The sequence below is a fragment of the Natrinema zhouii genome (assembly GCF_013456555.2).
Lineage (GTDB): Archaea > Halobacteriota > Halobacteria > Halobacteriales > Natrialbaceae > Natrinema > Natrinema zhouii.
Genome location: NZ_CP059154.1, coordinates 844,570 through 859,809 on the forward strand (window position 1 = coordinate 844,570; position 15,240 = coordinate 859,809).

General features: G+C 58.3%; 13 protein-coding genes and 3 pseudogenes. 5 read left to right on the forward strand and 11 right to left on the reverse strand.

What is annotated here, in order from left to right; genetic code table 11:
* Positions 1-79: 79 nt before the first annotated feature.
* A pseudogene (locus tag HYG81_RS22775) lies at positions 80-426 on the reverse strand (ABC transporter permease subunit); the annotation flags it as partial.
* A gap of 48 nt (positions 427-474) precedes the next feature.
* Here HYG81_RS22775 and HYG81_RS22780 point away from each other — a divergent pair.
* Positions 475-795 carry a transcription initiation factor IIB family protein gene (locus HYG81_RS22780; RefSeq protein WP_180841969.1) on the forward strand — a complete coding sequence of 107 codons (321 nt, stop codon included), beginning with the start codon at positions 475-477 and terminating at the stop codon, positions 793-795.
* Between the two features lie 101 nt (positions 796-896).
* Here HYG81_RS22780 and HYG81_RS22785 read toward each other — a convergent pair whose 3' ends face one another.
* Together HYG81_RS22785 and HYG81_RS22790 are read right to left on the reverse strand one after the other, a co-directional pair.
* The gene (locus HYG81_RS22785) at positions 897-1,571 is read right to left on the reverse strand and encodes a class I SAM-dependent methyltransferase (RefSeq protein WP_180841970.1); all 675 of its coding nucleotides are present in this window, start codon (positions 1,569-1,571) and stop codon (positions 897-899) included.
* Positions 1,571-2,575, reverse strand: coding sequence for an NAD(P)/FAD-dependent oxidoreductase (locus HYG81_RS22790; RefSeq protein ID WP_226777538.1), 1,005 nt, complete (start codon positions 2,573-2,575; stop codon positions 1,571-1,573). Before HYG81_RS22790 ends, HYG81_RS22785 begins: the two co-directional genes overlap by 1 nt.
* Before the next feature lie 162 nt (positions 2,576-2,737).
* On the opposite strand from HYG81_RS22790, the gene HYG81_RS22795 reads away from it, so the two are divergent.
* From HYG81_RS22795 to hepT, 3 genes are all read left to right on the forward strand, one after another.
* Entirely contained in the window at positions 2,738-3,136 is a 399-nt protein-coding gene (locus HYG81_RS22795; protein WP_180841972.1) for a helix-turn-helix domain-containing protein, read from the forward strand.
* Between the two features lie 63 nt (positions 3,137-3,199).
* The gene (locus tag HYG81_RS22800) at positions 3,200-3,361 is read left to right on the forward strand and encodes a hypothetical protein (protein ID WP_226777515.1); all 162 of its coding nucleotides are present in this window, start codon (positions 3,200-3,202) and stop codon (positions 3,359-3,361) included.
* Positions 3,340-3,657, forward strand: coding sequence for a type VII toxin-antitoxin system HepT family RNase toxin (gene hepT, locus HYG81_RS22805; RefSeq protein WP_425607543.1), 318 nt, complete (start codon positions 3,340-3,342; stop codon positions 3,655-3,657). The genes HYG81_RS22800 and hepT overlap by 22 nt, the downstream gene beginning before the upstream one ends.
* 56 nt (positions 3,658-3,713) lie before the next feature.
* On the opposite strand, the gene HYG81_RS22810 is transcribed toward hepT, so the two are convergent.
* The 4 genes and pseudogenes from HYG81_RS22810 to ggt form a co-directional block, all read right to left on the reverse strand.
* Entirely contained in the window at positions 3,714-5,072 is a 1,359-nt protein-coding gene (locus tag HYG81_RS22810; RefSeq protein ID WP_180841973.1) for an outer membrane protein assembly factor BamB family protein, read from the reverse strand.
* Positions 5,073-5,579: 507 nt separating this feature from the next.
* Positions 5,580-6,491: a polysaccharide deacetylase family protein gene (locus HYG81_RS22815; RefSeq protein ID WP_226376023.1), complete on the reverse strand. Its 912-nt coding sequence runs from the start codon at positions 6,489-6,491 to the stop codon at positions 5,580-5,582.
* Positions 6,492-6,550: 59 nt separating this feature from the next.
* Positions 6,551-6,838, reverse strand: a pseudogene (locus HYG81_RS22820) (hypothetical protein); the annotation flags it as partial.
* 132 nt (positions 6,839-6,970) lie between these two features.
* Positions 6,971-8,776, reverse strand: a complete 1,806-nt coding sequence (gene ggt, locus HYG81_RS22825) for a gamma-glutamyltransferase (RefSeq protein WP_219628711.1) — start codon at positions 8,774-8,776, stop codon at positions 6,971-6,973.
* Positions 8,777-9,674: 898 nt separating this feature from the next.
* Between ggt and HYG81_RS22830 the strand changes: the two genes are divergently transcribed.
* Positions 9,675-12,182: an MFS transporter gene (locus HYG81_RS22830; protein WP_180841976.1), complete on the forward strand. Its 2,508-nt coding sequence runs from the start codon at positions 9,675-9,677 to the stop codon at positions 12,180-12,182.
* A 97-nt stretch (positions 12,183-12,279) separates the two neighbouring features.
* Here the strand turns inward: HYG81_RS22830 and HYG81_RS22835 are convergent, their stop codons facing one another.
* The 4 genes and pseudogenes from HYG81_RS22835 to HYG81_RS22850 form a co-directional block, all read right to left on the reverse strand.
* Positions 12,280-12,783 (reverse strand): PIN domain-containing protein, encoded by a 504-nt coding sequence (locus HYG81_RS22835; protein ID WP_180841977.1) that lies wholly within the window; start codon positions 12,781-12,783, stop codon positions 12,280-12,282.
* Positions 12,780-13,111 (reverse strand): annotated as a pseudogene (locus HYG81_RS22840) (ribbon-helix-helix domain-containing protein). Before HYG81_RS22840 ends, HYG81_RS22835 begins: the two are co-directional and overlap by 4 nt.
* A gap of 191 nt (positions 13,112-13,302) precedes the next feature.
* Positions 13,303-14,289 (reverse strand): NAD-dependent epimerase/dehydratase family protein, encoded by a 987-nt coding sequence (locus tag HYG81_RS22845; RefSeq protein ID WP_180841978.1) that lies wholly within the window; start codon positions 14,287-14,289, stop codon positions 13,303-13,305.
* The gene (locus tag HYG81_RS22850; protein WP_180842962.1) at positions 14,286-15,239 is read right to left on the reverse strand and encodes an NAD-dependent epimerase/dehydratase family protein; all 954 of its coding nucleotides are present in this window, start codon (positions 15,237-15,239) and stop codon (positions 14,286-14,288) included. Before HYG81_RS22850 ends, HYG81_RS22845 begins: the two co-directional genes overlap by 4 nt.
* Position 15,240: the final 1 nt, after the last annotated feature.

Sequence of the window (15,240 nt, forward strand, 5' to 3'; positions counted from 1 at the left end):
ATTACGTCCCGGATCCCTTGTACGCTCCGCTCGCCTTTCGGGGACGGTTCGAACGGGATGAAGAGGTTGCCCGTCGCGTAGCCATGCCGGTGCCGAGGGTGATCGCGGGGAACATGAGATGGGCGAGCGTGCCGCTGCCGGAGACCGGCGTCAGCCCGAGCCAGAGCGAACACACGAGGATCAGCACGTACCCGAGCCAGAAGTTCGGCATCGAGACGCCGATTAGCGCGGCGAACTGGCTGGTGCGGTCGATCCAAGTGTCCTGGTAAACGGCACTCAAAACGCCCGTCGGGACGGCAAGCAGCAACGAGATGACGATCGCCGCCAGCGCGAGTTCGAGCGTGTTCGGCAGGTACTCGAGCAACAGCGACGTGACGGGTTGGACCGGTAGTACGACGTCCCGAGATCGCACGTGACGAGATCAGTAGCGCCGCTCGGTGTTCCCGAGGACAACTGGAGTGTGCATACACCGCAATGAACACCGAACTCGAGTTACCGATACCCGTCCCACGTCCGCAGAACGTTCTGCCTCGACTTGCAACGACGCTCGAGGTTCCAAACGAAGTGCGATATCGAGCGCTCGAGGTAGCTGATTTAGCAGAGAAAACCAGAATCACGATCGGCCGACACCCTCACGGAGTCGCTGCGGCGTGTCTCTATATCGCAGCACAAGAACTCGGACAGCAGCTTACGCAACGAGTGATTGCCGATGTCGCTGGTATATCGGCAACAACACTTCGAACCCATCGAACTGTCCTTCTCGAGGCACTCAACGATCGCGAAGTGGAACACTGACTATTGATACCACACGAGAACCAATTTTTCGTGGATCCGCCTCAAGGTCAGTGACGAGACGCTCGAGTCCGATCCCACTCGACTCATCGGTGGTCATTTCTTCACTCATGTGCTCCTCTGTCAATCGCCGACTCCGTGGAGACGGTATCTCGTTCCACATCGTCACCGAGCCTTTCTGCGACAAGGACACCCACCTGATCATGCACGCGCTCAGCTGCCGTGACGACGAATCCTACGTCAGTGAGTACGTCCACGAGCATCCCGACGGTAGCCGCATCGACCCCGTGGTCGAATAGCGGTTCTTCAGGGTCGGACGACCCGAAGAACATTGCATCACCGAGGACGAACCGACGCGGGCCGAGGTTGGCAATGGCCTCGATAGCCTCGCGCTTTTTCTCGTTGGGGAGATGATGCAGGGCGAAATTCGAGACCACGATGTCTACTTCGCCGTCGTAGTGCGGGTCGCGGAACTCGCCGTAGCCGAACTCCACGTTCTCGAGACCGCTGTCGGCAGCCTTCGACCGCGCCTGCTCGATCATTCCGTCACTGATATCGCGACCGACGACGTGGCCGGCATCCTCGGCCAACGCGAGCGCGATTAAGCCTGTCCCCGTTCCGAGATCGAGAACGACGTCATCGGGACGAGGGTCGGCGTGTTCGATAACGAGTGTGGCGCATGCGTTGTAGACCGGCTTCTCTTCACTGCCGTGTTTGTCGTCGTACTGATCGGCGATCTGCGAGAAGCGATTGGCGAGATCCTCGAGGGGTTCGTCCATTATTGCCACCCCCGTTCGAAGTCTTCTTTGGACAGTTCCATATTCACGGTCGTGCCGACTGCGTATCCATCGGCGACAGCGGACGGGATGGACGGAGGAGCACCACTAGAGGCGTCGCCAGCAATGAACAGCCCCCCGACCGATGTAAATCCGATTCCACGCTGGGAGCGCGTTGCATCGACGAGTCCAGCCTGATTCACTTCGAGACCGAGTCGTTCTGGAAGCTCGCTGTGTTGCTCCATCGGCGGTGGGTAGAACAGAGCGTGGCGAGCTATATCGCGGCCATCCGCGAGAGAGATGCTTTCGAGATCTCCATCGGAGCCGGTGAGTGCGGTAATCGGTTCGTCTTTGATTTCGATTCCTCGTTCGACAAACATCGACCGTGATTCATCATCGAAGACGTCCTGCCCATCGGTGAATACGACGAGGTCCTCACTCAGGTTGTAGATGAGCTTCGCGTAGTCGACCATGTGTTGGTTCGTGACCATCACGCCGAGGGGTTCACCACGAACTTCGTAGCCATGACAGTAGGGACAGTGATGCACGCCACTCCCCCAGAACTCCTCGAACCCGTCGGTATCAGGAAGGTCGTCCCTGACACCAGTCGCTAGTACGACCTTCCGACTCGTGACGGTCTCGCCGGAATCCAAGGAACTGGTGAATCCGTTGGTGTCCCTACTGACATTCATTACTTTCGTGTCGCGGAACTCGCCTCCATATTTCATAACTTCCTCACGACCGAGACGGCGAAGTTCCTCCGGTGGGATGCTGTCCCTCGTCAGGTAACCATGGGCTTCAGTTGCTGGACCATTACGGGGTTCGCCGTTATCGCAGACCAAGACGCTGCGGAGCGAGCGCCCCAACTGGAGAGCTGCACTCAAGCCCGCAGGCCCGCCCCCGATGATGAGAACGTCATACTCCAAATCACTTCCACCAGTTGTTTGCATATCTACTGCAATGAGGATGCCAGTCATAAGGCTGTCGCTCACGGAGACGAAAACCACCAAACGGATTAGAGAGCAATAGTACGGCCCGAATGGGCAGATTTCTTCATCAAATGGATTCGACTGGGTCTAATCAACTGCTCGACAACCATTTTGAGCCTGTGAGAAGGTTGCACTAATATTGCAAACCTTATGGGGGAGCAGTACCAATCCTCGATAACAATGCCAGATGCCATACAAAAGCAACTCCAGAGCGAACGGGAGTGGGAAGATCTTCTTGACTGTATGTTTGGGCTGAATAAGCTCGACAGAGGTGTCTTTAGACTGCTAGCAGAATCCTCTGAGCCCCTTACCGTAGATCATATTGCGAAATTCATCGAAAAAGAGCGGACCACCGCGTACCGTTCAGTCAAGCGGCTCGAGGAAGCTGGAATTGCTGTGCAAGAACAAGAAACCTGTCCGAAGGGAGGCTATCATCACGTGTATCGAGTCTCCGACCCGGACGAGATAGCGGATAACCTCCAACGAATGCTCAACCGGTGGTACGCTGAAACTGGACAACTCATTCAGGAGTTCCGGGATATGTCTGGCGAGGATCCTTCTTCTGAAATAGATCGATAGCTTCCCACTTTTGATATTTGATAGCAGGACAAGCTTCGTCACTGGGAACGAGACTCGAGATCGATGACTGAGGAGACCGTTTCTGCTGACCGACTCAACCGAATTCTGAACGCCGTCGATACGATCGAAGCGAGTCTGGGTATCTTCGCTCGGAAGCAATCGCTGAGCCGCGAACGCACCGCACTGATTCGGACAGTCGTGATATCGTCGAGCGGCGGTTCGTGAAGATGACCGAGACAGCCATCGACATCGGTGAGGAACTGGTCAAGCACGAGCGTGGCTCGCCACCGAGGAGTAATCCGGAATCGATGCGGGCTCTCGGGAAGCTTGGTATCCTGTCCGATTCGACAGCCGAGGAAATGGCTCAGGGTGCTCAGTTTCAGAACGTTCTAGCACACACCTACGGCGACATCATCAATCACGATGTGGTCTACAACGCACTGCAGGACCTCGAGCGGTATCGTCAGTTCGTCATTGAGGTTCGTGACTATCTCGAGTCCACTGGGTCTCTTGAGGAGTGATAGTCTTCACATGCCCACGGATTGCTACAATTCTTTTCTCGATGATACCGAAGCGCTTACTCATCCGGCTCAGTTGGTTCAGCTCGGCGGCGGAGCCACTCGAGACCGAGTGCGCCACTGAATACACTCGCACCAGTAGTGAAACCAGGGACACCATCAGCATCGATCTCAACGGAGATATCTCCCTCGTCGTCTTGACTGCTGTTCTGATTCTGGTCCTGACCGTCGTCGAGGTCGTCGCGATCGGTACTATTGTCGGAGCCGTTGTCCTGGTCTCCACTACCCCTGTCATCGCTACCGGAGTCTGCATCGCTATCAGACTCGTCACCGTTCATTCCGTCGGACGAATCTCCGTTACTGCCACCGGCATCGTCGCCGGCGCTATCGTCACTATCGGAGTTATCACCACTACCGGGATCACTCTCATCATCGTTGCCGGACGAATCGTCATCATCGTTGCTGGAGTCATCGCCAGGATCGTCACTGGCATCGTCGTCTGAACTGTCCTGCTGGGAGGACTGAACGGCGACGAGACGCTCGTCTCTCTGAACGTAAAGGCCGTTTTCACCAGCGGTGAACGTCTGCGAAACGCTCAACTCGTCGAAGGTGTCATCAGTGATCGCCCATTTCTCTGCCCCATCGTGGATATCGAAACCGGTGATCGAGTTCTCGATAAAGGAAGGTCTGGCGTAGACGATCACAGTTTCATTGGCGATCTGTAGGTTGTGGTACGGGTCAATTCCACCAGGCTGGTGGGACCATCCGTCGCCTGATATGGTATATCGCCCGCCGCCAATCGTGATGTCGCCTGTACTGGCAGGAGTGATACCTTCGTAGATCCCGCGGAACGTCCTGAGGCTCTCGTCTGGACCAAACGTTAAGTCGGGGGTATTGCAGCGAACGTAGACGGTATCGTCGGTAACGATGATCGGTCCCCCATACTGGGTCCCCCTATCCAGGCCGACCCAATGTGTTTCTCCGGAATGAGCGTTGAGCACGACGAAGGCCTCGAAATCCTCACCCATGGTAGTCGCGTAAATACGCTCATCTTCGATTGCCACCGGCGTCGGTTGGAACTCGTACTCTCTCGTGACGTAATTTCCTGGTGGCTGGTCGGCGTCTCGTACGTCCACTCCGACAGTCTCTTGCTTCCACTCGAGGTCGCCGGTATCGGCATTGAACGCGTAGAGCCCGCCGTCAGCAATGACGTAGACGGTCCCATATGCAATCGTCGGGCTGGTCATCTCCGGGTCAGTCTCGAATTCGGCCTCCCAGACGAGTGAATTATCGTCGACATCGAGCGCGGTCAGCTGATCACCGGCGACATAGACGATCCCATCTGAGACAGCGGGCGTTCCAGTCGGATTAAACTCCTCGTCTTTCTCCTGAAAACGGCTCCGTTGCCACTCAAGCATCCCATCTTCAGCGTCAAGGACGCGGAGATCGTCCGCAGTTCGCAGGAATACGCGACCGTTCGAGACTGCGAGCTCGCCGGTCGCATCATGTGTCCAGGCGACGGTATCGGGTTCAGGGAAGCTGTCCGTGGCACTATATGCGCTGTTGGCGGCATTTCCACGATAGGACGACCAGCCTGGCGTTTCCGCAACTGGCGTTGGACTCTCATCGGTCGTTTCATCCCCTGTCCCAACAGAGGCAAATACCCCACCAGCTGCGAGTGCTGCACCACTTGCAATGAAAGAACGTCTCTGCCAATTGGACATGTTTCCTACTAGTCAGACCGGCCATATTCCTATCAAGTTCTTAGCGTTCCCTTGCACAGCGCGGGACAGTTTCGAAGCAGAAAGCGTAGTTGTGGATCGATATTTGATCACACAGCTGGTGATAAGGATCTGGTTCAAAACGGCAGCATCCACGTGTTAGCACCGTTATCGCAATCAATTATGAACTCGGACAGCATAGTGTTACTCAGCGGCTTTTCGGCTGATCGCATTTTTGAACGTAATCACTTCAATGCCGAACTCGTCACACCACTTGAGCGTTTCCGCAATACGTTCTTGAGTCACCACCTCGAGGTGAGTGTGGGCGCCAACGATACCATATAGATTCTCTTCGGCAATCTGTCGGAGGTCGTTGTACACTGTCTCTCGATTGACTCGCTCGGCAAAGTACGAACGGTTCGTGTCGAACGGATCGAACGGGAGCTCGTTCACTGGTGTGCCAAAATTCACATTAAACACACCGTCGTAGTACTCACGCACGAGATTGAGGTGTCGATCGTCGATGACATCGTACGGGGCTAAAAGCGTCGTTGGACTGAATTCTGATAGCGCGTTCTGCGACTCGAAGAGTTCATGGCGGACGAACGATTCCGGATATCTCTCGACTGTCTCTTCAGCGGTGAACGGGTCAGTAATCGGCTCGGCAAGCTCTAAGTACTTCCCAATATCGTCGGTATTCGAGTCGACGACCGTCCGCTGCACGGACTTCTCTCCGTCAGTGACTTCAATTGGATCCCCATACGAGAATCCGTGATTCCCTCTTCCTTCGGGGTAGATACGACTATCGCCCGGTAATATGTCCTCAACGAGTTCAAACGAAGTTAGCGCTACATGAGAAGCTGTGTGTGACGCAATCTCCCAGCCAGCATCAACGAGTCTTTTGATGTCGTTAAAACCCATCCAGTTCCCGTCGTCCCGGTCTATCCAGTTAGAGACAATGCCGACCGAAGCTGGCGCATCGTACGTCTCATGTGCTGGAAATGCCTGTTGGATATCCTCGAGCGGACCATCATCATAGATAAATGTGACTGCGCCGTTCTCGAACCAGTCATCTTTACTCGCGACTTTCGACGCGTTATCACCATCGCTACCCATAGTAGTATCAGAACGGAAACACCCGGCTAGACTGGCAATTCCAAGTGTCGCAGTCTGCTTCAGAACCGATCTCCGCCCCTCCTGATTAGAATCCCCCATGTGGCACTAGGATATGCTTTCATCTCGTGGTAAGTTTTTTGAATAAGTCTTGTCGACTTAATAATATCTAATGGTGAGGGGCAACGGCTACTGCCTAAAGTACTAATAAGCCACTCTCGGACGCTGGCCCGACTACCAACCCACGAGTTGTGGAAGCGGTCGATCCGAATTTTGAGGGTGTGAACCCACGTTTCGATCAGGTTTCGGTCGGTATATTCGACCCGACCGCTCAACCCTACTCGAGAAAGGAGTCCGATAGCCGAAGAGGCAGAAATTCGGGAGCTTGTGTACGATGAGAGTGCGGATGTTTGCTGACGAGGTTCCAGGCCAAGACTATCTACTGTGCGTGGAGACGATTCAGTATCGGACCATCGGCTCCATTACGACGGCGACCCGGCTGAACCGTCCCTGCGGTGGTCGGCGACGCCGACGTACCCACTGTCGTCCGTGACGAGGATGGATTGTACGTTACCGATAGAATCGACGACAGAGACGTCGTGACCAGCGGCGTTCAGTTCGTCGACGACGTCGTTGGGTACACCACCTTCGGCCTGGACCCACGTGCCGGTCGCGGAGTACACACGCGGTTCCGCGACAGCTTCGTCGATGTCCATGCCGAACTCGGCGACGTTGAGGATGATCTGGGCGACGGTGTGGATGATCGACCAGCCGCCGGGTGATCCGACCGTCAGGAAGGGGTCACCGTCGCGCGTAACAATCGTCGGACTCGTGCTGCTGAGCGGACGCTTCTCCGGCTGGACCTCGTTCGGTCCTCCGGGGGTGGAATCGAAGTCTGTAAGCTCGTTGTTTAGCATGAACCCCCGCCCGGGAACCATGATTCCCGATCCGAACAACTGTTCGATGGTGCTGGTCCAGGAGACCATGTTCCCCTCAGCGTCGGCCGTCGTGAAGTGCGTCGTCTGCCCGGGATGAGTCACGGCACTGTTCTTGTGGGGCTCGTTGCGTTCTTCTTTCCGTGCGCCCGAGGCGTTGCTACCGTGTTTGGATTGCTCGATGTCTCTGGGGCTCGTGTAGTACTGTTCGCCGGGCTGGTACGCGAAGGGGTCACCGGGCTCGCGAGTCGCGTCCGTCGCTTTCTTCGGGTTGATAATCTGCCGGCGAGCGTCGACGTACTCGTCGTCGAGCATCCCCTGCCACGGGATATCAACGAACTCCTCGTCGCCGAGGTACTCGTTACGGTCGGCAAACGCGAGCTGGAACGCTTCGATCAGTCGGTGGTAGACGTCGAACGACCGCCGATCGTAGTCTGCGAGATCGAACGGCTCGAGGAGGGAGAGAATCTGCGCGATGACGTATCCACCGGAAGTTGGCGAACGCATCGTCCGGACGGTGACCTCGTGTGCGGCACCGTTGTAGGTCTCATAGGTGGGCCTGGTGATATTGACGTTGTATCGGCCGAGGTCGTCGACGGTCATGCTCCCGCCAGTCTTTCGGTAGCGTGCTGCACCCTGGACTGTCTCGGCGATGTCCGCCGCGATCTCCCCCTTGTAGAACGGACCGATGCCGTCGTCGCGGATGAGACGGAGGGTATCGGCGAGGTCCGGCTGGACGAGTTCGTCGCCTACCTCGAGGGGCTTGCCTCCCGGAGCGAACACGTTCTGGGCAGTCGGGGTGAGTGCTCCGTCTTCGACGTTGTCTGCGATCGAACTCGCCAGGAACTCGTCGACGGTAACTGTTCGTCCGTCTGCTGCGGCCAACTCGATCGCTGGCTGGATGAGTTCGCTGAGTTCCGTTCGCCCGAACCGTTTGACGGCTACGTCAGCAGCCTTCAGCGTTCCGGGGACGCCGACTGCCTTCCCGTTCGTGTGGCGCGCGAGGAATGGTACCTCCTCGTCTTTGTTGTCCAGGAACATATCGGATTGGGCTCCGAGGGGTGCTCGCTCCCGGTTGTCGATCGCGATGATCTCGTCCTCTTCGGCGCTATAGACGAGCATGAACCCACCCCCGCCGATCCCCGACGAGTGGGGCTGAACGACGTTGAGCGCGAACTGGACGGCGACCGCCGCATCGATAGCGTTCCCACCGTTCTCGAGGACCCCGACGCCGGCTTCCGTCGCCTGCGGATGGACGCTCGAGACCATCCCACCGTTCGATTCTGCGACGGCAGTGGAGTCAGTCGTGATCGACGACTTCTCGAACGCGCTACTGGCTCCGACTGGCACCATGCTGGCTCCCAGTGTGGCTCCTGTACCTTGGAGGAACGTCCGCTTTGTTGCCGTAACGCGTTCTGTGTTAGCATCTGCCGGGTCATTCGACTCTGCTGGAGGCCTATCTTGTCCCATAGATGACTATCCTGAGTGAATGTGATGAGTATTCACACCATATGTGATGGCGGAAATATTATTAATTTAGTCAGAGCAGTGGAGTGTGAAGGCTCATCCTCAAAGAGCAACCGACCACAGTGAGTGAGCGAGTAGAGCGGAGATACGACGCCCTCACAATAGTCGAATTGACGGACTACGGATCTTTACTAAAATTCGATCTCTTGTGTTATCGGCTCCTTCTTCAACGATGACTGTTCTTGTGGTGAATACATCATCGCACATCTGAGCTAGCTCGGTTCACTACGCCGATGGCTCACCATACGGTGAGAAAACCATTGCTCGAGCAATCGAGCACACCTCTGACTTCTACGAGCCGACCGAGGCGACACCGGATGAAACACAGACGCAGGAAGTCGAGTCGTCGAAAGATCGGGAACAGGCCTACCTCGAAGAGAAGCTTTCACTCCTTCGAAAGCAGAACACGACCCTCGAGGCGCAACTAGAGGAGAAAACCACACGTATCGAACTGCTCGAACGTCGACTCGAGAGATATGAGGGACGACCGATGACTCGAGAGAAGTCGCTTGAGCAATCGCCAGAGACTCGGTCACGATCGATCTTCAATTGGTTACGGAACGTGACTAAACGGTGATCTGACCGCCTCGAGAGTCACTTTTCAGCTTGATTGATTGCTCTGGTAGACGAAGGCTTCCACAGTCCCACTGACACTCATGTCTCGGCCTGAACATATTCGTTCAGAACGAAAATATGATAGCATTGTACACTCACCAGATGGATAATGCCTACTGACGGCGTCCCAGGCGACATCGCCGACGCCACGGCCTCGTTCCTCGAGGACCGTGATGACGGCAATCAGGCGCTTGAGATCGTCCTCGCCGCCGACGCCAATCACGAAACATGGACGTTCGACGACGTGGACCTGGATTCTGGAACCTTCGGAGAACTCGTCTCCCGAGGGATCGTCACGAAGGTCGACGGCGCGTACCGGGTCGCCGATCCGGCGGTCGTCGAATCGGTGATGGCGGGTGAGGAACTCGAGCCGGAAACAGGGACGGCCAGCTCTGGGTTCGACCTCGACCTCGAGCGGCTCCGGGACGCTGTCGATTTGCGGGCGCTGACGGCGCTGCTGGGGGCCCTGCTGGTCGTCGCAGCGGCTCGGATGACGGCGTTTCGGTCGGTGTTCCAGCAGGGCTACGTGGTCTCACCGGGGAACGATCCCTACTACTTCCGCTACTGGATGGAGGAATTGATGGCGACGGCGTCGGGACCCGCGGATTACGAGGTGTTGGTAGATGCGCCGACCGGCGTTTCGGGAGTCCGACCGCTCGCGCACGCGACGAACTGGTTCATCGCCGAGTTACTCGGCGGTGGGCAGGGGGCTGCGGATACCGTCGCGGCGTGGCTTCCCGTCGTCGCCTCCGTCGCGCTCGGGCTCGTGATCTACAAACTGGCCGTCCTGTTGACTCGAGACATCCGGGTCGGCGTCGCGTCCGTCCTCGTCTTCGCCGTGACGCCGATCAACGCGGTCTACACGGGCCTCGGGTTCATCGATCACCAGCTTCACCAGTACTTCTGGCTCGGGATCACGCTCCTGACGCTGACGTGGCTCGCCGTCGACCTCCAGCGGCGACTCGAGGGCGGCGTGGCTTCCCGCGTCGGTGTTCGAGCGCATCTCCGAGCGCCACAGACGTGGATCGTCGCCGTCGCCTTCGGCGGCTCGGTCGCGGCCGGTATCCATGCCTGGGGCGGCTCGCCGCTCCTGCTGGTCCCGCTTGCGGCGTACGTCGGCCTCCGGGTCGCGATGGACGCTCGAGCGGACGTGTCGCCCGCGCTCGCGAATCTGCCGTTGCTCGCCGGATTGGTCCTGGGGAGCGGGCTCTCGCTCGCCCTCCACCACCGCTGGGGCTGGCACGCGGAGTTCGTCGCGACGACGCCGGCGCTGGTGCTTGGAGGAACGGTCGCCGCCGTCGCGCTTGGCGAGCTATGGCAGCGATCGGACGTGCACCTCGGCGGCTTGCTCGCGCTCGAGGGACTGGTCGCGGCCGGCGGGCTCTTCGCGTTCACACGGTTGCAGCCCGAGGCATGGGCCGAGGCGATGACGCGCGTCGACGATCTGTTCTTCCGGGAGGGGGCGACCGAGACGGCCTCGCTGTTCGCCACGGAGTACTACGTCATCTTCGGCCCGCTGTACCAGCTCGGGATGGGGTTTTACGTCGCGCTCGCGGTGCTGGGCTGGGTCGCGTGGATCGTCGCGCGGCGGTACGAACCCGGCTGGTTACTCGTTGGAACGTATGCGGGGTACCTGCTCGTGCTGGCCGGGATTCAGGTCCGCTTCGCCGGGCAGTTGGCGATCCCGCTAGCCGTGCTGACCGGGCTTGGGATCGTCCAGTTGCTTGCGGTCGTTGACCTGGCCCGAACGCCGATCCCGTTCCGCGAGTCAGACGTTTCAACCGGCGGCGCTCGAGGCGGCGGGCCGGCCGCCGCGGACGGCGGTGAGCGAACCGATGAGTCGCAATCCTCGTCGAAGCGCGGTTCCGACAGCAGTCGGTCACTCGAGCCATCGATTTCGATACCGGACGGTCGCCGGATCGGCTATCTGCTCGGGATCGGGCTGCTCGTGTTCGGACTGAGCCTCATCTACGTGCCCGGGCTGACGGCGGACGTGACCCACGGCGAGGCAAAGATCGAGGCAGTGAGCGCGATCGGCGACCACGCCGACGCGGCGAACCAGACCTACCCCGAAAACTTCGTGCTGAGCGAGTGGGGCGACAACCGGATGTACAACCACTTCGTAAACGGCGAGTCACAGAGCTACGGATACGCTCAAAGTAACTACGGCGAGTTCCGATCCGGGACGGATCCGGACGGCCGGTACGATCAGTTTAGCGGGCGGGTCGGCTACGTCGTCGTGACTGCAGTCGACGGCGACGCGCCGGCTGAAAGCGCGCAGGTTCGGTTGCTCGAGGAGTACGGTGCCGGCGGCAACGGCACTGACGGGCTGGCTCATTACCAGGCGCTGTTCGTCGACGACGAGGCTGCAGCGTTCGCGGTGGTTCCCGGGGCGACGCTCGAGATTCCCGGCGAGTCCGGAGAAAACGTGACCGTCGAGACTGAGGTGTCCGTCTCCGGCGAATCGTTCACCTACGAGCGCGAGGAGGTTATCGAGGATAACGGGCAGGCCACGGTGACGGTGCCGTACGCTGGTGAATATACGGTAGGTAATCGGACGGTGCGTGTTTCCGAGGACGATGTGTTGAACGGGAGTTCGATTTCGCTCGAGGAGTGAGCGCTCTGTTCGTTGCGGGAAGATGTGTGTCGATTTCGTCAGGTGTCACGTGTTCCGGGGCTCGAGTGGTAGCGAACGTGAGCCACCGACGGGGAAGTCATTCGAAGAGCTGTGTCGCCTGGTGGACGTACGCGTTTCCGTCCCAGCTTCGACACTGCGGGATTCCGTCCAGCAGGGATTTCGCGTCCGATTTCGAGAGATTCCCGTGGACGACGAACGCCTTCAGTAGCCGCGGCGTCGTCACGAGCCGTGCGTCGGGCAGCGACGCATGGATGAGCGCGAGCTGATTGTACTCATCACAATAGAAGAACGCCGCGCCGATTCGTTCGGCAAACTGGATCGCGGCGTTTTCGCCGTCGTCGAGCGGAAAACCGGGATCGAGATCGACGGAATGGATCGTCAATTGTGCTCGGCTATCGAGGACAGTTCGTGCTGCCGTTCCGTGTTCGTTGTCGTACTGTGCGATGGTTTCGAGCTCGTCGAGAACCACATCGGGCACGGCGACATCGTAGCCGTCCAGGAGCAGCGGTAGCGCACTTCGGCGGACCGTATCAGTACTCGCGAGGCTCACGAGTGCGGACGTATCGGCAACGAGATTCATTCGTCGAGGGCAGCCGCGAGGTCATCGCTCAGTTGGTCGTCTGTCAGTTGGTGTTTGAGCACGCGAAAATTCTGCGCGGTCTCGACGCCGACGATCGCTTCACCTGCTCGAAGTTGAGTCGGTCTTCGTAGTACGCGTTCGCGATCGCCTGCCGGACGCGGTCCTCGTCACTCGCGTTTTCGAGGTACTCACGAAGTGCTTCGACGAGGACATCGCTCCGGTTTTTCCCCTCCGCGATCGCGAGCGCATCGGCCTGTTCGATCAGCCGCTCGGGAGCGCGGCGTACACACGCGCCTTGGGAATTCCGGTCGCTTCGGAGATGTTCGATGCGGTCGTTCAACCGGCCCGGAGCAAGTGGGCGAGTACCGTCGCCTCGTACTCCTTCAGGTTCAATCGCTGAAGCAATTCAGTTAAATCGGTTCGCGTACCCATTATTGTTCTCTCGCCCCTTGTAACTGTAAATAGCGGTGTTCGAAAGCCTTCGTATCGGTCAGTGAACTGGCTGGTCACGGAAGTGGATTATGCCGATCGACGGATCAGTTCTCTAACTGATGCCTCGACCGTGTGCCGCGCCTCCCAGCCGAGTCGTTCGTTCGCTGTTGAGGTGTCGACTACGAAGTTTTCGACCATTGTCTCGCCGCTACGCGGGTTTTCGACGAGTTCGACATCGACCGAAACACCGAGTTCGTCGGCAGCGATCGACTGGATCGTTTCAGCGACGGACATGACTGACGGATCCTCGTTTCCAGCGATTTCGTACGTTTCGGTCCCTGTCTCCCCGTTCGATAGCTGATCGAGCAGTCGCTCCGTACTCCGAACGTACGCCCGTGCGACATCTTTGACGTGGACGAAGTTTCGGGACTGCGTTCCAGGTTCATAGACCGTCAATGGTTCCTCCGCCCTCACTCGGTTGGCGAAGAAGTTGATCACGGTCGGCTTCGAAACCACGGTTTCGTCGACAACGTGCTCGCCGTAGAGATTCGACTTCAGGAACAGATGGGCCGGAAACGATCCGGATGCAAACGACTCGATAGCCCGTTCACCGAGCAGTTTCGTTCGTCCGTACCAGTTCAGCGGATCCCGCGGCAAGTCGACGGTGATTGGAAATATCTCCGGATCGCCTAGAACGGCCATACTGAACGGAAAGGCGAGTGCCGTACCGCTTTTCCGGCAGAACCAGGCGACGTTGTTCGTTCCCGTCACATTGACCTCGTAGGCCAGGTCGGAGTTCTTGTCACAGTCGTCAACACCGCTTATCGCTGCGAGGTGTAACACGACATCTGTTCCATCGAGATGTGCCTCGAGTCGATCACGGTTTCGAATATCGACGTGGTCGATATCGATGTCGCCAACGGAGTCGACCTGCCCCCGATACTGGTTATCGATCGCTCGTACGTTCCACTCCGGGTGCGTCGACTGTAACTGCTGGAGAACGCGACTCCCGATGTATCCGGCCGCTCCGGTGACGGTGATCGTCGGGGACACAGCAGTATCTCGTGCGGTCATGCGGAGATCAGCTCCGATTGCGTTCGCTGCATGTGTTTCGCGAGGTCACGGATTCCGTCTCGAAGCGTCCACTCAAATTCGAATCCGGTTTCCTCGAGTCGATCGAAGTTCACGTGATAGGATGGACCGGGGTGTTCGTCCTCGAGATAGGTAATATCTAATTCTCGGTCGAGTTCCTCCCGGATGAGTTCGGCGATTTCGGAGATCCGATAGTTCCCCGCGTTCGAACCGACGTTGTACACCGTTCGGTACCACGACTCGGGGTTCAGTGCGGCATCCGCGTACGCCCGTGCGGCGTCGACGACGTGAATGAACGGTCGCCAGTTGCTGCCGTTGCCGTAGACGGTCAGCGGTCGGTCGGTGAGCCCCCGGAACACGAAGTGATTCACCACGAGGTTGAACCGAATTCCCGGAGCCCACCCGTAGTTCGTACTCATCCGAAGCGCGGTCCCGTCGAAGTCGTACTCGTTCATCGCTTCCTCAAGGAGTCGCTCGGCTTCGACTTTCGACTCGGCGTAGGGGTTGAGCGGGTCCTGTGCCGTCTCTTCGTCGATGTCCGTACTGGCCGCTCGCCCGTAATTGTTACACGACGAGGCGAATACGACGCGATCGACATCGAATTTTCCGGCGGCGGTGAGCACATTCTCCGTTCCATCGAGATTACTCGCGAAGGTTTCCTCGCGGCGATCGTGGGTCGAAGCGGCTCCCGTAATTGCTGCCAGATGGATCACGGTATCTACATCACGCATCGCGCTTTCAACATCGCCGTACTCACGTACGTCACCGCGTCGGAACTGCAGCCGGTCGTCGATACAGCCACTGAGGTTCGCTGGCGTCCCTGATGAGAGCGAATCGAGGACCACAACGTCGTTGACCCGTTGGTCGTCGAGCAGTGTCGGGACGAGAACGCTCCCGATGTATCCGCAACCTCCCGTCACGAGAACGCGCATC